The organism is Aurantimonas sp. HBX-1, from assembly GCF_021391535.1.
In the GTDB taxonomy this organism is placed as follows: Bacteria; Pseudomonadota; Alphaproteobacteria; order Rhizobiales; family Rhizobiaceae; genus Aurantimonas.
Genome location: NZ_CP090066.1, coordinates 727859 through 746094, shown reverse-complemented (window position 1 = coordinate 746094; position 18236 = coordinate 727859). Strand labels below are relative to the sequence as shown.

The 18236-nt window shown below is 68.4% G+C and carries 15 protein-coding genes; 8 read left to right on the top strand and 7 right to left on the bottom strand.

Annotation, left to right across the window (positions count from 1 at the left end; translation table 11 throughout):
- Positions 1-228: 228 nt before the first annotated feature.
- Positions 229-2025: an acyl-CoA dehydrogenase C-terminal domain-containing protein gene (locus LXB15_RS03415; RefSeq protein ID WP_233950880.1), complete on the top strand. Its 1797-nt coding sequence runs from the start codon at positions 229-231 to the stop codon at positions 2023-2025.
- Positions 2026-2129: 104 nt separating this feature from the next.
- A complete protein-coding gene (locus tag LXB15_RS03410) occupies positions 2130-3338 on the top strand; it encodes an acetyl-CoA C-acetyltransferase (RefSeq protein WP_233950879.1) in 1209 nt (402 codons plus the stop codon).
- Between the two features lie 37 nt (positions 3339-3375).
- Here the strand turns inward: LXB15_RS03410 and LXB15_RS03405 are convergent, their stop codons facing one another.
- Positions 3376-4158: an EAL domain-containing protein gene (locus LXB15_RS03405; RefSeq protein WP_233950878.1), complete on the bottom strand. Its 783-nt coding sequence runs from the start codon at positions 4156-4158 to the stop codon at positions 3376-3378.
- A 145-nt stretch (positions 4159-4303) separates the two neighbouring features.
- Here LXB15_RS03405 and LXB15_RS03400 point away from each other — a divergent pair, with 145 nt between their 5' ends.
- Positions 4304-6511 carry a 3-hydroxyacyl-CoA dehydrogenase NAD-binding domain-containing protein gene (locus LXB15_RS03400; protein ID WP_233950877.1) on the top strand — a complete coding sequence of 736 codons (2208 nt, stop codon included), beginning with the start codon at positions 4304-4306 and terminating at the stop codon, positions 6509-6511.
- A 280-nt stretch (positions 6512-6791) separates the two neighbouring features.
- Positions 6792-7781 carry an SH3 domain-containing protein gene (locus LXB15_RS03395; RefSeq protein WP_233950876.1) on the top strand — a complete coding sequence of 330 codons (990 nt, stop codon included), beginning with the start codon at positions 6792-6794 and terminating at the stop codon, positions 7779-7781.
- 20 nt (positions 7782-7801) lie between these two features.
- Here LXB15_RS03395 and LXB15_RS03390 read toward each other — a convergent pair whose 3' ends face one another.
- Entirely contained in the window at positions 7802-8863 is a 1062-nt protein-coding gene (locus LXB15_RS03390) for a YihY/virulence factor BrkB family protein (protein ID WP_233950875.1), read from the bottom strand.
- 238 nt (positions 8864-9101) lie between these two features.
- On the opposite strand from LXB15_RS03390, the gene LXB15_RS03385 reads away from it, so the two are divergent.
- Both LXB15_RS03385 and LXB15_RS03380 read left to right on the top strand, forming a co-directional pair.
- Positions 9102-9752, top strand: coding sequence for a helix-turn-helix transcriptional regulator (locus tag LXB15_RS03385; protein ID WP_233950874.1), 651 nt, complete (start codon positions 9102-9104; stop codon positions 9750-9752).
- A complete protein-coding gene (locus tag LXB15_RS03380; RefSeq protein ID WP_233950873.1) occupies positions 9749-10441 on the top strand; it encodes a thermonuclease family protein in 693 nt (230 codons plus the stop codon). Before LXB15_RS03385 ends, LXB15_RS03380 begins: the two co-directional genes overlap by 4 nt.
- Positions 10442-10469: 28 nt before the next feature.
- On the opposite strand, the gene LXB15_RS03375 is transcribed toward LXB15_RS03380, so the two are convergent.
- A complete protein-coding gene (locus tag LXB15_RS03375; RefSeq protein WP_233950872.1) occupies positions 10470-12128 on the bottom strand; it encodes a lysine--tRNA ligase in 1659 nt (552 codons plus the stop codon).
- A 267-nt stretch (positions 12129-12395) separates the two neighbouring features.
- On the opposite strand from LXB15_RS03375, the gene LXB15_RS03370 reads away from it, so the two are divergent.
- On the top strand, positions 12396-12806 hold the full coding sequence (locus LXB15_RS03370) for a tellurite resistance TerB family protein (RefSeq protein WP_233950871.1): 411 nt from the start codon (positions 12396-12398) through the stop codon (positions 12804-12806).
- Positions 12807-12815: 9 nt separating this feature from the next.
- On the opposite strand, the gene LXB15_RS03365 is transcribed toward LXB15_RS03370, so the two are convergent.
- Positions 12816-13652 (bottom strand): transporter substrate-binding domain-containing protein, encoded by an 837-nt coding sequence (locus LXB15_RS03365; protein ID WP_233950870.1) that lies wholly within the window; start codon positions 13650-13652, stop codon positions 12816-12818.
- 122 nt (positions 13653-13774) lie between these two features.
- On the opposite strand from LXB15_RS03365, the gene LXB15_RS03360 reads away from it, so the two are divergent.
- Positions 13775-15748, top strand: coding sequence for a glycosyltransferase family 2 protein (locus LXB15_RS03360; protein ID WP_233950869.1), 1974 nt, complete (start codon positions 13775-13777; stop codon positions 15746-15748).
- 33 nt (positions 15749-15781) lie between these two features.
- Here the strand turns inward: LXB15_RS03360 and LXB15_RS03355 are convergent, their stop codons facing one another.
- The 3 genes from LXB15_RS03355 to LXB15_RS03345 form a co-directional block, all read right to left on the bottom strand.
- Positions 15782-16735, bottom strand: a complete 954-nt coding sequence (locus tag LXB15_RS03355; RefSeq protein ID WP_233950868.1) for a hypothetical protein — start codon at positions 16733-16735, stop codon at positions 15782-15784.
- Between the two features lie 2 nt (positions 16736-16737).
- Entirely contained in the window at positions 16738-17850 is a 1113-nt protein-coding gene (locus tag LXB15_RS03350) for a hypothetical protein (protein WP_233950867.1), read from the bottom strand.
- Between the two features lie 81 nt (positions 17851-17931).
- A complete protein-coding gene (locus tag LXB15_RS03345) occupies positions 17932-18162 on the bottom strand; it encodes a hypothetical protein (protein ID WP_233950866.1) in 231 nt (76 codons plus the stop codon).
- Between the last annotated feature and the right edge of the window lie 74 nt (positions 18163-18236).

Sequence of the window (18236 nt, the reverse complement as noted above, 5' to 3'; positions counted from 1 at the left end):
CGGCCGGTGCGATCTGCCTGCATCTTCTGGCCCCGGCTCGCCGCGTGCCGCCCGGGTCAGGAGTTTCCCCTTTCCGAAATTCGTAACAGGCGAATCCGCCTGAATCGCCGGCGCGCCCGAGGCGCATGCCGTCCTCTCGTGCCACACGGGCGCAACGTTGCCGACATCGTATATTGACGTTTACGTCAAAGTTATCCATGAATGCCGCAACGCGACGCGGAGGATTTCATGCCGACCTATCAGGCCCCCATCGAGGACACGCTCTTCGTTCTGAACGATCTGCTCGGCTTCGACCGTCACAACAACCTGCCGGGATTTGCCGACGCATCCCCGGACGTGGTCGAGGCGATCCTCGGCGAGGCCGGCCGGATCGCCTCCGAGGTCCTGCAGCCGCTCAACCGAATCGGCGACCGCGAGGGCTGCCAACGCGCGGCCGACGGTTCCGTCACCACCCCGACCGGCTTCAAGGATGCCTACCAGACCTTCCGCGAGGGCGGCTGGGGCAGCCTGCCCTTCGATCCCGCCTATGGCGGCCAGGGCCTGCCGCACACGCTGTCGACAGCCGTCTCGGAGTTCATGTCCTCCGCCAACATGGCCTTCGCGATGTATCCCGGCCTCACCGCCGGAGCGATCGCGGCGATCTCGGCGCATGGCAGCGACGCGCAGAAGCAGGCCTATCTGCCGAACATGATCGAGGGATCGTGGACCGGCACGATGAACCTCACCGAACCGCATTGCGGCACCGATCTCGGCCTGCTGCGCAGCAAGGCGGTTCCGCAGCCGGACGGCAGCTACGCCATCTCGGGCCAGAAGATCTTCATCTCGGCCGGCGAGCACGATCTGTCGGAGAACATCGTGCATCTGGTGCTCGCCCGGATCGAGGGCGCGCCGGAAGGCGTGAAGGGCATCTCGCTCTTCATCGTGCCGAAGTTCATCCTCGATGCCGACGGCAAGCCGGGCGCCCGCAACGGCGTCAGCTGCGGCGCGCTCGAGGAGAAGATGGGCATCCACGGCAATGCCACCTGCGTCATGAACTACGATGGCGCCACCGGCTATCTGATCGGCGAGGCCAACAAGGGCCTGCGCGCGATGTTCACGATGATGAACGAGGCGCGGCTCGGCGTCGGCGTACAGGGCCTGGCGATCTCCGAGGTCGCCTACCAGAACGCCGTCACCTATGCCCGCGAGCGCATCCAGGGCCGCTCGCTCGCCGGCGCCAAGGCGCCGGACAAGAAAGCCGATCCGATCATCGTGCATCCCGACATCCGGCGCATGCTGATGACGATCCGCGCCATCAACGAGGCCGGCCGCGCGCTGATCCTCTGGACCGCGTTGAAGGGCGACCTCTCCCACCGCGCCGAGGCGGAAAGCGAGCGCCAGGCGGCCGACGACTGGATGGGGCTGATGACGCCGGTCATCAAGGGAGTCCTCACCGACAAGGGCTTCGACAATGCCGTGATGGCGCAGCAGGTCTATGGCGGCCACGGCTATATCGGCGAATGGGGCATGGAGCAGTTCGTCCGCGACGCCCGCATCGCCCAGATCTACGAGGGCGCCAACGGCATCCAGGCGCTGGATCTGGTCGGCCGCAAGCTGGGACTCAACGGCGGCCGCGCCGTCCAGGCGTTCTTCGCCGAGGTCGGCCAGTTCTGCGAGGAGAACCGCGGCGACGAGAAGCTCGCACCCCTGACCAAGGGCCTCAAGAAGGGACTGAACGACCTGCAGCAGGCGACGATGTGGCTGATGCAGAACGCCATGGCCAAACCGGACAACGCCGGCGCCGCCTCGACCGACTACATGCACCTCTTCGGCCTCGTCGCGCTCGGCTACATGTGGGGCCGGATGGCGAAAATCGCGGGGGACAAGATCGCCGCCGGCGCCAACGGCCAGGCCGAATTCCTGGAGAAGAAGCTGGTGACGGCCCGCTTCTACATGGACCGGATCATGCCGGAGAGCGCCGCCCATCTCGCCCGCATCTCGGCGGGCGCCGACTCGATGATGGCTCTGGAGGCCGACGCGTTCTAGGTTAAGGCAAGCCGCTCGGCGCCAGGCAAATGGCGCCGAGCCGTCCTGCTCAGCGCATCGAGGCGGATTCGCCCCAAAGTTCAGGAACATATCGGGAGGTCAGCATGACCGAAGCCTACATCTACGATCACGTTCGCACGCCCCGCGGTCGCGGCAAGAAGGACGGTGCGCTGCACGAGGTGCCGGCCGTGCGGCTCGGCGCCAAGGTGCTCGAGGCGCTGCGCGACCGCAACGGCATCGACACCCGGACCGTCGACGACATCATCTTCGGCTGCGTCGACCCGGTCGGCGAGGCCGGCTCGGTGATCCCGCGCGCCTCGGCCTTCGAGGCCGGCTACGACTTCGCCGCGCCCGGCATGCAGATCTCCCGCTTCTGCGCATCCGGCCTCGACGCGGTGAACCTCGCCGCAGCGAAGATCGCCCAGGGCGCCGAGGACATCGTCATCGCCGGCGGCGTCGAGTCGATGTCGCGTGTCGGCATGGGCATGTCGGGCGGCGCCTGGATCATGGATCCGTCAGTGGGAATCCCCTCCTACTTCATGCCGCAGGGCGTCTCGGCCGACCTGATCGCGACGAAATACGGCTTCTCCCGCGACGACGTCGATGCCTACGCCGTCGAGAGCCAGAAGCGCGCCGGCAAGGCCTGGGAAGAAGGCCGCTTCGCCCGGTCCGTCATCCCGGTGAAGGACCAGAACGGCCTGACCATTCTCGACCGTGACGAGCACATGCGCCCGTCGACCGACATGCAGTCGCTGGGCAGCCTCAACGCCTCCTTCGCCATGCACGGCGAGATGGGCGGCTACGACGCCGTCGGCATCCAGGCGCATCCGGAGATCGAGGCGGTCAAACACGTGCACCATGCCGGCAACTCGTCCGGCATCGTCGACGGCGCCGGGGCCGTACTGCTCGGCTCCAAGGCCGGCGGCGAGATGCTCGGCGTCAAGCCGCGCGCCCGCATCCGCGCCTTCGCCAATATCGGCTCCGATCCGGCGCTGATGCTGACCGGTCCGGTGGACGTCACCGAGAAGCTGCTGAAGCGCGCCGGGATGGAACTCGCCGACATCGACCTGTTCGAACTGAACGAGGCGTTCGCCGCGGTGGTGCTGCGCTACATGCAGGCCTTCGACATCGACCACGCGAAGATGAACGTCAACGGCGGCGCCATCGCCATGGGCCATCCGCTCGGGGCGACCGGGGCGATGATCTTCGGCACCGTGCTCGACGAGCTCGAGCGCCAGGGCAAGCAGACGGCCCTCGTCACGCTCTGCATCGGCGCCGGCATGGGTACGGCGACGATCATCGAGCGGGTCTGAGCCGGTGCGCAGCGGCGAGCGGCGCCTGCCGCTCGGCTCAGGCTGCCTGGCCGTTCTGCAGCGCGGCGAGCGCGGCGTGGCCGAGAGCCGGCAGCGCCTCGAATGCCGGCTTGGCGAACCAGTAGCCCTGGAAGAGCCTCACGCCGGCCGCCTTGAGGGCCATGAACTCGGCCTCCGTCTCGACGCCTTCTGCCAGGACGGCGATGTCGAGTTCGCGGGCGATGTGGAGCAGCGCGGCGAGGATCGCCTGCCGCGACCGGCTGGTGTCGACGTCGCGGATCAGATGCATGTCGATCTTGATCAGGTCGGGCTGGAAATCGGCGAGCAGTCCGAGGCCGGCATAGCCGGCGCCGAAATCGTCGAGTGCGGTGATGAAGCCGACCCGGCGGTACTCGGAGATGATGTTCCGCAGATGCGCGACGTCGGTCACCACCTCGCCCTCGGTGAACTCGAACATGATCGAGTTGAGCGGAAACCGGGTCTTGCGAGCGGCGGCGAGCGTCGCCCGCAGGCACGCCGCCGGCTCGTAGACGGCGTTCGGCATGAAGTTGATCGACAGATGCAGGTCGTCGGCGTCGGCGAACAGCTGCGACGCCAGGTCGATGGCCTTTACCCGGCAGGCCTGGTCGAAGCGATAGCGCTGTTCGGGGGAGACCTGCGACAGGATCGCGCCGGCACCCTCCCCGGCAAGGCCGCGAACCAGCGCCTCGTATCCCCAGACGCGCTCCGCCGCGACGTCGTAGATCGGCTGGAAGGCCATCGAGAAATCAAAGTCGAGCGGGCGGGATGTCTGGCATCCGGGGCAGGCATGATCGGGCATGGACGTCCATCTCGCGGAAGTTTCAACCGCGCAACTAGTAAGCACGCATTGGTTTCACGAGTCTGACCAATCCCTGTGTGCGCAAACGCCGCATGCGACAATTTCTGCAGACGGCTACGCGCCGCCTGACCATCGGGAGCGAGAGATGAGCTACGAGAACTTCAAGATCGACACCGACGCCGACGGCATCGCGCTGGTGACATGGGACATGCCCGACCGGTCGATGAACGTCTTCACCGAGGAGGTGATGGACGAAATGGACCGGATGATCGACGCCGTGGCGGGGGACGAGGCGGTCAAGGGCGTCGTCATCACCTCGGGCAAGCGGGGCTCCTTCACCGGCGGGGCCGACCTGAAGATGCTCTCCGGCATGTTCGAGCGCTTCGAGGCGAAGAAGCGCGAGAACAAGGACGCCGCCGTCAAGGAGCTGTTCGATGCCGCCGGCCGCATGTCCTGGCTGTGGCGCAAGCTCGAGACCTGCGGCAAGCCCTTCGTCGCGGCGATCAACGGCACCTGCATGGGCGGCGGCTTCGAGCTGGCGCTCGCCTGTCATGGCCGCGTCGCCGCCGAGGACGCCAAGATGGGCCTGCCCGAGGTGAAGGTCGGCATCTTCCCCGGCGCCGGCGGCACCCAGCGCGTGCCGCGCCTCACCGACACCCAGTCGGCGCTGCAGATGCTGCTGAAGGGCTCGACGCTCAGCGCCGCCAAGGCCAAGGGCATGAAGCTGATCGACCAGGTGGTGCCGCAGGACCAGCTCGTCGACGCCGCCAAGGCGATGCTGAAGGCCGGCCTCTCGCCGGTGAAGCCCTGGGACGAGAAGGGCTTCAAGCTGCCCTCCGGTCCGGTTTACTCGGTGCAGGGTGCGCAGATCTGGCCCGCCGTCGCCTCGCTCTACCGCAAGGAGACCAACGACAACTATCCCGGCGCCCGGGCAATCGTGAAATGCGTCTACGAGGGCCTGCTGGTGCCGTTCGACACGGCGCTCCGGATCGAGCAGCGCTACTTCACCGAGGTGCTGCAGACCACCGAGGCGGCGATGATGATCCGCTCGCTGTTCGTCTCCATGCAGGAGCTGAACAAGGGCGCGCGGCGGCCGAAGAACATACCCGCGACGGAGCTGAAGAAGGTCGGCATCGTCGGCGCCGGCTTCATGGGCGCCGGCATCGCCTTCGTCTCCGCCCAGGCCGGGCTCGAGGTGGTGCTGATCGACCGCGACCAGGCGACGGCCGACAAGGGCAAGGCGCACTCGCAGACCCTGCTCGAGAAGGCCGTCAGCCAGGGCCGGTCGACGAAGGAGCAAGCCGAGGCCGTGCTCGGCCGGATCCAGGCGACGCCGGACTATGCGGCGCTGAAGGACGCCGACCTCGTCATCGAGGCGGTGTTCGAGGATCGCGACGTCAAGGCCGAGGTGACGAAGCAGGTGGCGGCGGTCCTGCGCAAGGATGCGATCTACGCCTCGAACACCTCGACCATTCCGATCACCAGCCTCGCCGAGGCCTTCGAGGACCCGGCGCGCTTCATCGGCGTCCACTTCTTCTCGCCGGTCGACCGGATGATGCTGACCGAGGTCATCCTCGGCAGAGAGACCGGCGACAAGGCCCTCGCCGTCGCGCTGGACTTCGTCCGGGCGATCAAGAAGACGCCGATCGTCGTCAACGACACGCGCGGTTTCTTCGCCAATCGCTGCGTGCTCCGCTACATGTCGGAGGCCTACGACATGCTGGTCGAGGGCGTGCCGCCGGCGATGATCGAGAACGCCGCGAAGTTCGCCGGCATGCCGGTCGGGCCGCTGGCGCTCAACGACGAGACCGCCGTCGACCTGTCGCTGAAGATCATGAAGGCGACGATGCGCGACATGGGCGATGATTCGGTCGACCCGCGCCACTTCAAGCTGGTCGAGCAGATGAATGCCGACGGCCGGCTCGGCCGCAAGGCCGGCAAGGGCTTTTACGACTATCCGGCCAAGCCCGCCAAGAAGGCGCTGTGGTCCGGGCTGAAGCAGATGTTCGACCAGCAGCCGGCCGACTCGATCGACTTCGAGGAGCTGAAGCAGCGCTTCCTCGTCACCATGGCGCTGGAAGCGGCGCGCACCATGGAGGAAGGCGTCGTCACCGACCCGCGCGAGGCCGACGTCGGCTCGATCCTCGGCTTCGGCTACGCGCCCTACACCGGCGGCACGATCAGCTACATCGACGGCATGGGCACCAAGGCCTTCGTCGCGCTCTGCGAGAAGCTCGCGGCCAAGCATGGCGAACGCTTCGAGCCGACACCGCTGCTGAAGGACATGGCCGCCAAGGGCGAGACGTTCTATCGCCGCTTCGCACCCGGCGGTTGGCAGGCGCGCGCTGCCTGAACGGCACCGGGCGCACGGATGACGAAAGGGCGGGGCGGCGACGGCCCCGCCCTTTCGCGCGTCTGGAGGGCGGCCACGGCCTGTCTGCGCGGCATGACCGCACGAATCCTGCCCGGCCAACGCCGATTGGCCATATTCGCAAGTTTTAAGACAAATTGAAGGGATAGGGCGTGGTGGCGGGCGCAACGAGAGTTTGCGACCGCGGCGCCGAACGGCGCCTGCCGGATGCGGCACGGGCGACATGGAGCAACAGATGGCGGGGGATGCATCGAGGGACGGGGTGAGACCGACGGAGGAAGTGCTGCGCCAGCGCTTGATCGCGCGACGCAGCGACTACGAGCGCGCGCGGGGCGAGACCGGCCCCGGAGGACGCCTGAACGGCCGGGGCACGGCCAATCTGTGGGTTCCGGGCGCCGCACCGGCCGGCGGACGTCTGCGCAGGTTCCTCATGCGCCGCCCGGTCACCGCCTATCTGTCGATGGCGACGGTGGCCGGGCTGCTGTTCGGCGGGCTCGCCCTGGCCCTGTCGGGATCCGGCGCCGACGTCCCCTCGCCGGTCAGGACCGCCGCGGTGCAGCCAGAAGAATCTTGGTCTTCGCCCGCTCGCCAGGCCACCGCCGTCACCGAGAAGACGGAACTGCCGGTCGCCGCGATCGGTGCCGAAGCGGCGTCCGGCAACCCGGCCGTCTCGCGCCCTGACCCGGCCGTGACCGCCCCGGTGCCGGCCCGCACCGCCGAGCCGGCCGCGCGCCTTCGGCCGGCAAGCAATATCCTGCCGGCGACGGGCCCGGCTGAGGGAACCGTCATCACCGACGAGGCAGCCGCCGCGCTCGCCTTGCGCCTGCCCCCGGCGGACGCCACGCTCGCCATGACCGACGTGCCGGACCGCCTTCTGACCACCGGCAGCGTTCCCCCGGAAGGCGGAGCAACAGGCGCCGGCCCGGCACAAGGTGCCGAGGAGGCGGCCTCGGGTTCCGGCGAAACGGCTGAGACTGCCGGCACGCCGGCGCCGGACGGGCCAAAGGCCGATGCTGTTCCTGCCGAGGAAGAGGTGGCGGCGCTCGCCGAACCGGAAGCCGCGAAGCGCACCGCAACGGTCAATGCCAGCGTCAACATGCGCGCCCGGCCGGACAACGATGCGTCCATTCTCGCGGTCCTGCCGCGGGGCAGCGCTGTCGAGATCATCGACTGCGACCAGTGGTGCGAGGTCGCCGCTTCCGGGACCCGCGGTTTCGTCTTCAAGCGCTTCGTCGACGACGCGGACGGCTGAGCGCCGGCGACCGCGCCGGCTCAGTGGCGCTTCGCCCAGCGGCGAAACAGGCTGGGCTTCTTGTCGATCTTGTGCGCCTTGCGGCTGGAACTCTTGCCCAGCGTGTCGGCCACGCGCGCGCCGCGCAGGCCCAGCGGCTTTTCCGGCAGGTCGGTGGTGTCGGCGGCGGTCTGATGTTCCATCTCGGCGTTGATCTCCGCGCCGATGATGAAGATCAGCGACGAGATCCAGACCCACATCATGAAGCCGACCACCGCCCCGAGCGAACCGTAGGTGGCGTTGTAGTTGGCGAAATTCTGCAGGTACCAGGAGAAGCCGATCGAGGCGATCAGCCAGACCACGGCGGTCAGCATCGCCCCGAACAGCACCCAGCTCCAGCGGGCGCGGTTGCGGCTCGGCCCGTAGCGGTAGATCATCGCGATCGCGCCGACGATGAGGATGAACACCACCGGCCAGCGGAGCGTCGAGATCAGCACCTCGCTCCAGCGCGACAGCCCGACCACCGACATCACCACCGGCACGACGCCGACGGCGGTGATCAGCACGATGCCGATGAAGATGGCGCCGAGGGTGAAGTAGAGCGCCACGACGTTGAGCCAGATGAAGCTCCGGTTCTCCACCTCCCCATAGGCGATGTTCATCGCCTCGAAGAGCGTCTTGATGCCGTTGTTGGCGAACCAGAGGGCAAACAGCAGGCCGGTGAAGAAGCCGATGGACAGCGAGGCGCGATCCTGGCCGACGAGCGTGTCGAGCTGCGACTGCAGCATCTCGGTGCCGGCCTGCGGCAGGAACCGGCCGATGAAGGCGATGTGGCCGCTGATCGTCGCCGGATCGTTGACGAAGCCGTAGAGCGAAACGAAGACCGCAAAGGCGGGAAACAGCGCCAGCAGCAGGTAGAAGGTCGCGCCCGCGGCGACCAGCATCACCCGATCCTCCCAGAACGCCACGTAGATCCGCAGGATGATGTCCTTCCATCCCTTCCATGGGATCGAATAGGGCCTGAGCGCATCCCGCCCCCGCCCCGGCTCGCTGGCGCGTTGCCGGGTTTCCTCGTCCGTGTGGGCGGCGAACCGTCCCGTCATCCGCTTCCCTTCCGTTCCGCCGCGGTGCAGCCCACCAACGGGCCGGCGACCGCCTCGAGGCGGCACCGATCGCCATCAATGCCACAATTCCTGCGCGGTTCCGACAGCCTCTCCAGTCGCCCCATCCGGTAATTTACCGTGGACGGGAAAATTTGACGTAGCGGTATGGACAGGCGGCAAACCACCCCGTAATACTCAGAGGTATATATTCCTTTTCCTGCCGGCTGCGGGTCCCGTCATGTTTTCTCACGACCGTATATGGGCAGCGATCGATGCCCTGGCCGCGCGCAACCGGATGTCGCCGTCCGGCCTCGCCCGTCGCGCCGGGCTCGACCCGACGACCTTCAACAAGTCGAAGCGCAATGCCGTGGACGGGCGGCCGCGCTGGCCCTCGACCGAGTCGATCGCCAAGGTCATCGAGGCGACCGGCGCCTCGATCGACGAATTCACCAAGCTGATGCGGGGTGAGGCGCAGGAGCTCGATACGGCACGCCGCGGGCCTGGCATCACGGTGCCGCTGCTCGGCCTGGCGCAGGCGGGCGGCGGCGGCTTCTTCGATGATGCCGGCTTTCCCGCCGGCCAGGGATGGGACGAGATCACGCTGCCGGCCAAGCCCGACGAGACAGTCTATGCGCTCGAGGTCAGCGGCAACTCGATGATGCCGCTCTACCGCGACGGCGATATCGTCATCGTGTCTCCGGCCGCCTCCATCCGCCGCGGCGACCGGGTGGTCGTGCGCACGCGCGGCGGCGAGGTGATGGCCAAGATCCTGCAGCGCCAGACGGCGCGCACCATCGAACTCGCCTCGGTGAATCCGGAGTATCCGGACCGGCAGTTCGGCGTCGACGAGATCGAGTGGATGGCGCGGATCCTCTGGGCCAGCCAGTGAGGCTGGGCGAGCGGCTGAAGCGCAACGGCGGCATCGCCGCCGGCTTCGCCGGCGTCGCGGCCCTGCTCCTTCTGCTCGCTCCGGTCCCCGACGCTCCACCTCGGCAAGACGCCCCCTCCCCGATGTCGGCCGAGCCGACCGCGCCGCCGGCGCCGCCCCGGGAGGATCCGCTGGTCAGCCCGGCCCGCAACGTCGCCCCGCCGACGATCACGCAGCGCGGCGATCTCGGCGACGCGCCGCTGCGGCGGGTGCAGCCGCCGCCGGCGCCCGCGGCCTCGACGAGCGAGTCACCTGATGCGGAGACCGACGAACCAGCGGAGGTGAGGCTGCTTGCGCAGCCGGTGGCCATCGACGCCGGCCGCATCGCCGTCGGCAAGAGCATCGTCGCCTTGCCCGGCCTCACCGCACCGGAGCTCGGGCGCCGCTGCGGCAGCGGCGCCGCCGAATGGCCCTGCGGGATCCGGGCGCGCACCGAGTTGCGCGCGTATCTGCGCGGGCGCTCGATACGTTGTGCCGTGCCCGACGATTTCGGCGAGGCCGAGGAGACGGTGACGACCGCCTGCAGCCTGCGCGGCAACGATATCGGCGAATGGCTGGTCCGCTACGGCTGGGCCGAGGCGGCGCCGGGCGGCCCCTACGCCGAGGCCGAGGCGGCGGCGAAGCGCGAGCGCCGTGGCCTGTGGCGGTAGGCAGCGCCAGACCCCCGCCTCCGCCTCGTCAGCCCTGCGCGATCAGCCGGCCTTCCAGCGCCTCGCGGATCAGCGCCCGCGTCTCGTCGATGCCGTAGAGCGCGACGAACGAGCCGAAGCGCGGTCCCCGCTGCTGGCCGATGAGGATCTGGTAGAGCGCCTGGAACCACTCGCCAGTGACGCCCGGACCGCCCTGCGGGCCGGTCTTCTTCAGGTCCTGGTAGCGTTCGATCGGGCGGGCGACGTCCAGCACCGCGTTCTGAATCGCTTCGCCGTCGGCATCCGTCGCCAGCGTGGCGAGCTTGGCATCCAGCGCTTCCAGGGCGGCGCGCTCGACGTCGTCGGGCAGCCGGAAGACCTTGTTCGGGCGGACGAAGTCCTCGTAATAGCGCAGCGCATAGCCGACCAGCCGGTCGAGCTCGGGATCGCTCGTCGCGGTCACGCCCGGCGCGTGACGGGTGATGAACCCCCACAGCACGCCCGGCTCATGGGCGTTCGACGCGCTGACGAGGTTGAGCAGGAGGCCGAAGGAAACCGGCAGCTGGATCGCCGGCGGGTTGCCCGAGTGGATGTGCCAGACGGGGTTGCCCAGCCGTTCCTTCCAGGCCTGCCGCGGATAGGCTGCGAGGAACTGGTAATATTCGTCCACGGCACGCGGAATGACGTCGAAATAGAGCTTCTTGGCCTGGCGCGGGCGCTGGAACATGTAGAGCGCCAGGCTCTCGGTCGGCGCGTAGGTCAGCCACTCGTCGATGGTCAGGCCATTGCCCTTCGACTTCGAGATCTTCTGGCCGTTCTCGTCGAGGAAGAGTTCGTAGACGAAATGCTCGGGCGCCCGCCCACCGAGCGCCTCGCAGATGCGGTCGTAGACGCCCATGTTCGGACCGTGGTCCTTGCCGAACATCTCGAAATCGACACCGAGCGCCGCCCAGCGCGCGCCGAAATCCGGCTTCCACTGCAGCTTCACGTTGCCGCCCGTCACCGGCAGCGTCGTCTCCACGCCGTCCTCGTCGTCGAAGGTGATGGTGCCGGCCTCGGCGTCCACCTTCTTCATCGGCACGTAGAGAACGCGGCCGGTCTTCGGCGAGATCGGCAGGAAGGGCGAATAGGTGGCGCGGCGCTCCTCGCCGAGCGTCGGCAGCATGATCGCCATGATGGCGTCGTAGCGCTCGGCCACGAGCTTCAGGATCGTGTCGAAACGGCCCGACCGGTAATAGTCGGTGGCGCTGGCGAAATCGTAGTCGAAGCCGAACGTGTCGAGGAAGCGGCGGAGCATTGCATTGTTGTGATCGCCGAAGCTCTCGTATTCGCTGCCGAACGGGTTCGGCACGACGGTCAGCGGCTTGTGCAGATACGGCTCGAGCAAGGCACGGTCCGGGACGTTGTCCGGCACCTTGCGCATGCCGTCCATGTCGTCGGAGAAGCAAAGGAGCCGCGTCGCCACCTTGCCCTCGGTCAGCACCTCGAAGGCGTGGCGGACCATCGTGGTGCGCGCCACTTCCCCGAACGTGCCGATATGCGGCAGGCCGGACGGGCCGTAGCCGGTCTCGAACAGCACTTCCGCCGGCATCCCCTTTGCCTCGTACCGCTTGAGAAGCTTGCGCGCCTCCTCGAAGGGCCAGGCGTTGGAGGCAAGCGCGTCCTCGTGGGACGGGCGGTCGCCGAGGGGGGCCGTCGGGCTCTGCATGGGTCGTCCTTGCTCGGGTTCGCTCCCTCGCGCGTGGCATCGCCGGCATTCCGGTCGCGGCGACGGAGCGAGGGAAGCCCGGTCTAGAAAGAAGCCGCGAGCCCGTCAACAAAGCCGGCCGCCGGGCTTGTGCGTCGCCCGGGCGGCGCCTAGATCGCGAAGGCGTCCGGACAGGCCCTCGAGCGGCCTGCGCGCCGGGCGGCTAGCCGTTCCGGCCCAACCCGCCCCTGAGTTTCAGGACCCGATGCCCAGCAAGGAATCCGTATCATGACCGAGCCCGGCCCGCAGGAAGCCTTCGTCCATCTGATGGTCGCGATGGCCACCGCCGACGGCACGATTACCGACAAGGAACTGCGCGAACTCGGCGACCTGCTGCGGACGCTGCCGGTCTTCGAGGGGTTCGATCTCGCCCGGCTCGACGACATCGCCCGTCACTGCGGCGAGTTGCTGGCGCAGGAGGACGGCCTCGACCGGATCATCGCCAACGTGGTGTCGGCCGTGCCGCCCCGGCTCTACGAGACCGCCTACGCGCTGGCCGTCGAGGTGGCGGCGTCGGACGTGGCCGCCTCGCAGCCTGAACTGCGCTTTCTCGAGATGCTGCGCGACGGCTTCGAGCTCGACCGGCTGGTCAGCGGGGCGATCGAGCACTCGGCCCGGGTGCGCTACCGACGCCTCTGACGCGCCGGCCTAGAACGGGCTGACCGGGAAATACCGCAGCAGCAGTTCGGAAAAGCGCCGCTTCTGGACGATCTGCCCGATCGCATAGTCGATCGAGCGCGCCAGCGCCATGTCGTTCGGCGCGACGGCGATCGCCAGCCCCTCGCCGAGATAGCGGTCGGAGAAGAACGGCCCGTCGGAGAACACGCAGCATCCCGCGGCGGCATCGCTCTCCAGCCAGAACGACAGGCCGACCCCGTCGCCGAAGAACGCGTCGACGCGGCCTTCCTTGAGCGCCGCCAGCGCCTCGTTGCGGGTGGCGAATTCCTGCCGGGTCGCATCGGGAAAGAAGGCGCCCAGCATCGCCGCGTGCGCGCTTCCCTCCTCGACGGCCACCGTCCTGCCGGTGAGCGCCTCGGCGATCGGGGTCGGCAACGGCCGGTCCTTGCGGGTGACGAAGCGGGCGGGATAGCGCAGATAGGGCTCCGAGAAGGCAAGGCCGGCGCGGGATGTGGGGGTCATGGCCATTCCGGCGACGATCGCTTCGCCCTCGCCATCCTTCAGCGCCTGCGCCAGGTCGCCGAACGGCATCGCCTCGATCTGGCAACGCGCCTGGATGTCGAGCTCCTCGCAGATCGCCCGGACGAGGTCGACGTTGAAGCCGGCGAGCCGGGCCCGCTGGTCGAGGAAGTTGAACGGCGGATAGTCCGTGGTGGTCAGGAAGCGGATGCGCTGGCGACCACCGAGGTCCGGCTTGGTCATGCGCTGGCGCTGGTCGTAGAAGTTGGGCGTCGCCACGCCCTGGGCGCCGCTTGTCCCGACGAACGGGAGCAGCAAGGCACCGATGAGCGGCAAAAGAAGAATCAACTTCCGCGGGAATTTTTCCCTCATAGGTTAGTTTCCCCTACGTCAATGCCCGTTCACGATGCATGCCGCGCGACCCTGGCGAGACCGTCGGTCGTGCTCCGGTATTCCCTCGGGTGGAACCGATGCGCGACGATGTTTCGGATCACCCGGCCATGCCGGGCGGACCATATGTGCCCTTCGCCCTGCCGCGCAATGGGGCGGCTCACCGCTATTCCGGGTCGCGGCCCGCGGCCGGTCGCACGACGGGACAACGGCCGCGCCATGACGATGTCGCGCGGCTTCTCGGCCTCGGCGAGGACGTGGTGGCGGCTGCAAGATCCGCCGCCGCCGGCAACGGCACCGACCTTGCCGGCGAACTCCTTGCTGCCGGCACCTGCGACGGCGAGACCATGGCAGCCCGCATGGCGACGCATCTCGACCTGCCGCTCGAGGCCATCGGCGCCGGCGACCGGATCATCGGCGTCGCGGCCGGCGACCGCGCCGCCCTGCCGAGGCTGATCAAGACCTGCGACGCGCGGCTCGACACGAAGGTGTTCCTGCTGCCGAGGCCCGAGGGGCTGGCGCGCCTGGCCGCCTTCCTCGCGGCGCGGCCGGACTTCGCCCGCCGGGCCCGCGTCACCACCGAACGCGCCGTGAAGGCGGCGCTCGCGCGGCAGAGCACGGCGCAGCGGCTGCAGGCGGCGACCGAGAGCCTCGCCGCTACGCATCCGCGCCAATCTGCCCGCAATGTCCTGGAGCCCGGACAGGCCGCCCTGCTGACCCTCGTGTTCTGCGCCCTCCTGGCGGCCGTGATCCACGTTCCGGCCTCGGCTCTCGCCGTGTTGCATCTGGTGGCCGGGCTGCTCTTTGCCGCCGGTCTTTGCCTCCGCCTGGCGGCGGTTCTCGGCCATCGCCGCCCCACGCCGCTGGCGGTCGAGCCGCACGAGCCAAAGCCGCTCTACTCCGTGCTCGTTGCCCTGCACCGCGAGGCGGGTGTGGCGGACCGTCTCGTGGAGGCCTTGTGCCAACTCGACTGGCCGGTGAGCCGGCTCGAGATCAAGATCGTCTGCGAGGCCGACGACCCCGACACCATCCGTGTCGTCGAAGAGGCGATCGGTTCGCGCCCGCAATTCGAGATCGTCCGGGTGCCGCCCTGCGAGCCCCGCACCAAGCCGAAGGCGCTGAACTTCGCGCTGCCGCTCACGGCGGGCGAATTCCTGGTGCTCTACGATGCGGAGGACGTGCCGCACCCCGGTCAGTTGCGTGAGGCCTATGCGCGGTTTCGCAGCGGGCCGCGGGAGCTTGCCTGCCTGCAGGCCCCGCTGGTGGTCGGCAACGGCGGCAACAACTGGCTCGCCGGCATCTTCGCGCTGGAATATGCCGCCCTGTTTCGCCGGCTGCTGCCCTGGCTCGGCCGCCATGGCCTGCCGATGCCGCTCGGCGGCACGTTGAACCACTTCGTCAGGGCCCGGCTCGTGGAAGTCGGCGGCTGGGATTCCCACAACGTCACCGAAGACGCCGACCTCGGCGTCCGGCTCTGCCGCAGGGGTTACCGCATCGACACGATCAGCCTGCCGACGCTGGAACATGCCCCGGAAAAGCTGGCTGTATGGTTCCGGCAGCGGACCCGCTGGATGAAGGGCTGGATGCAGACCTATCTGGTCCATTCCCGCCAGCCGCTGCTGCTGCTTCGCGAACTCGGGCCCGCGCGCTTCCTCACCTTCCAGCTGCTGTTCATCGGCATGCTGGCCTCCTCCGTCGCCCATCCGCTGTTCCTCGCCCTAGCCGGCGCAGGACTGGTCAGGGCGGTGGCCATGGGACCGGGCAGCCTTTCCTTCGGGGCGCTGCTGGCGCTCGATCTGTTCAATGCGATCGGCGGCTACGCCCTCTTCGTCGCGCTGGCGAGACAGGCGCTCGACAGGGAGGAGGCCGGCAAACTCGTCAGGTACTTTCCTCTGGTGCCGGTCTACTGGATGATGATCGCCGCGGCGACGCTGCGCGCTCTCGCCCAGCTCTTCCACGCCCCGCACCGCTGGGAGAAGACGCCGCACGACATGGCCGCCCGGGCCGTCCCCCACGATCCGCGCTACCGGCTCGATCCGCGCTTCGACGGCTGACGGGACCGGTCGTGCCTTGCGGAACGCAAGCGCCTAGGGATCCCTGCCGCTCGGATGCCGGCCGATGCCGACCGCCGCGATCAGCCCGCTCGAACTCGAGCCGGTGGCGCTGACGCAGTCGTTGCATTCGATCAGCTGGGCGCTGGCGATATCGTGGATCTCGTTGTGCTGGTGGCTGGAGTCGGTGATCCAGCGGCCGGTGAAATTCATCAGGCAGCCGGCACTGATCGCCTCGCCCCGTTCGTCGAGATCCTGCACCTCGTCGGCGATCCAACCGATGCCGGCGCCGATCGAGTTGCCGATGGCCCCGCCGGCAAAGGCGCCGGCGGCGATCATCGCGGCGACGATGATGAGACAGACCAGGGCCCCGATGCCGAAGGTGGCCAGGCCCGCGGCGACGCAGATCGCCGCGCCGATTGCCGCGCCGGCGATCGCCCCAGCGACCGAGCCGGCGGCGCCGCCGATCGCGGCATAGTCGCCGATCCGCGAACCGATCTCGCAGTGGAAGGCGGGCTGGCCCGACGTCGGGTCGATGACGGTGAAGGCCGGACCGCCGCCCGGCGCGCCGCGCGTGCGCACCTCCTGGACGGTCAGGCCGGCGCCGGCGGGCCCGAGCACGGCGAGGGACGGCCCGCCGAGATTGAAGGTCCAGTCATTGTCGTGGAAGGGCGGATAGCCGGTGTTCTTGCCGGCGCACAGGACACACCCGGCCATGGTGATCTCCGCCGGGTTCTGGACGAACAGCCGGTCGAACCAGTTGACCGCGAAGCCGATGAAGAAGCCGAGGATCGCCCCGGCGCCGGCGCTGATGATGATCACTGCCAGCGCCAGCAGGAATCCCGGCCCGGTCGCAAGCGCCACCTCGGCGGCCGCCAGGAATCCTGCGGCGCCGATGATGCCGGCCCCGCCGAGCACCCATTTGAGCACCCGGTCGGCGGCCGCATCGCTGTTGCCGGCGCCATCGTGCCTGACGCTGCAGCCCGACATGTTCAGCCTCCCCGGGTAATGGTCAGGGTGACGCCGCCGCTGGGCTCCCCGCCCTGCCTGACATTGACGTTGAAATGGCCGGGCGGACCGGGATCATCCGGTGCGTCGGTGTGGAAGGTCACGTCGCGAAACGCCTCGCCCGGCTGGAACACGAAGCTCGGCGGGTCGACATAGGCGGGCCAGATCACGGGACGCCCCGCAAAGACGGTGTCCGGATGGAATGCCTTACCGGTCGCGTCGTCGAATTCGTAGGAATCCACCGTGATCTCTACGCGATGGCAGTCGGGCCGTCCGCCCGTCGCCGCCCGTGCGATGGCCGCGGTCGGACGAAGCCGCTCGTTGTGCAGGCGATAGAAGATCAGCCCCGCGGCTGCGGCGATCGCGTAGGAGGCGAGGACGGAGACCGTGTAGCTGTGGCCCAGCAGGCTGTCGTGGCCGACATGGGCGTAGAGCAGCCCGCCGATCGCCCCCAGCGCGCCCCAGCCGTAAAGGGCCCGGCGATAGTCGAGATAGGGCCCGCCCCCTTCTGCGACCGGCGGACAGTCGCGCGGGTAGCGGTTGAAGATCCGAATGCTCCGGTCGACCGGCGACTGGGCGGCATGAACCAGCGTGTTGTTCCAGCCGCGATTGTTCGCCGGGTTGCCGTCGTTCGGGTGCGCAAGCTCGACCTCGATGCAGTAGTGCCCGGGCGAGGCCGGAGTCCGCCATGGCGCCGTGACGACGGCGGTCCCCGGCCAGACCGGCACGTTGGCGACGCGGTCGGCGATCGCGTGCCGGGTCTCGCTGCCCGCGCCGAACTCGATCCATCGGATGGCGACCGCCGTGCCGTCGGCCGGCTTGTCGCGCGAGCTGTTGTGGACGGTGATCTCGACCGTGTACTCGGTGTCGGCGGTCAGGTCGTAGGTATATTGCTCGACGCCGCCCTTCAGGATGCGCACGTCGGGATTGTCCCACGTCACCGGCTGGTCGAGCTGCATCAGCAGGAACTGGCTGTAGATGCAGGGGTCCGGCTTGCGGATCAGGTGCCCCGGCACCGTGACGCACGGATCGCCGAACGGCGTCTTCTCGCGCTTCAGTACCTGCCACGCCTTGCAGAACCAGCAGCCGCGCCGCAAGACCCCGAGAGTCTCCCGGCCTGCCGCCGTACGCCCGCCACAGCACCCCATCGGATCCTCCCGAGCAGCGCGATCGTCGCGTTACAGGCCTGCGGGCGGATCGTCGGCTCTTCCGCTCGCGGACGACAGCAGGCGTCGGGTCGTGGACACCGCGGCATCCAGCAGAAACCAGGTGACCAGGAACGCCGCGCATTCGAGCGTGAAGCTCTTGAACTTGTAGAAGAACTCCGCGATCACCCAGGACGCCGCGAATACCGGCAATTGCTCCATGAGCATTGCACGCAACGTGAGAGATTTCACCAATGCGTACATGGCTATACCTCTATTACGTCGAGTAGACTTGACTTAATAATAGACCGTGCGCTCGTTCATGGCAATATACTGCG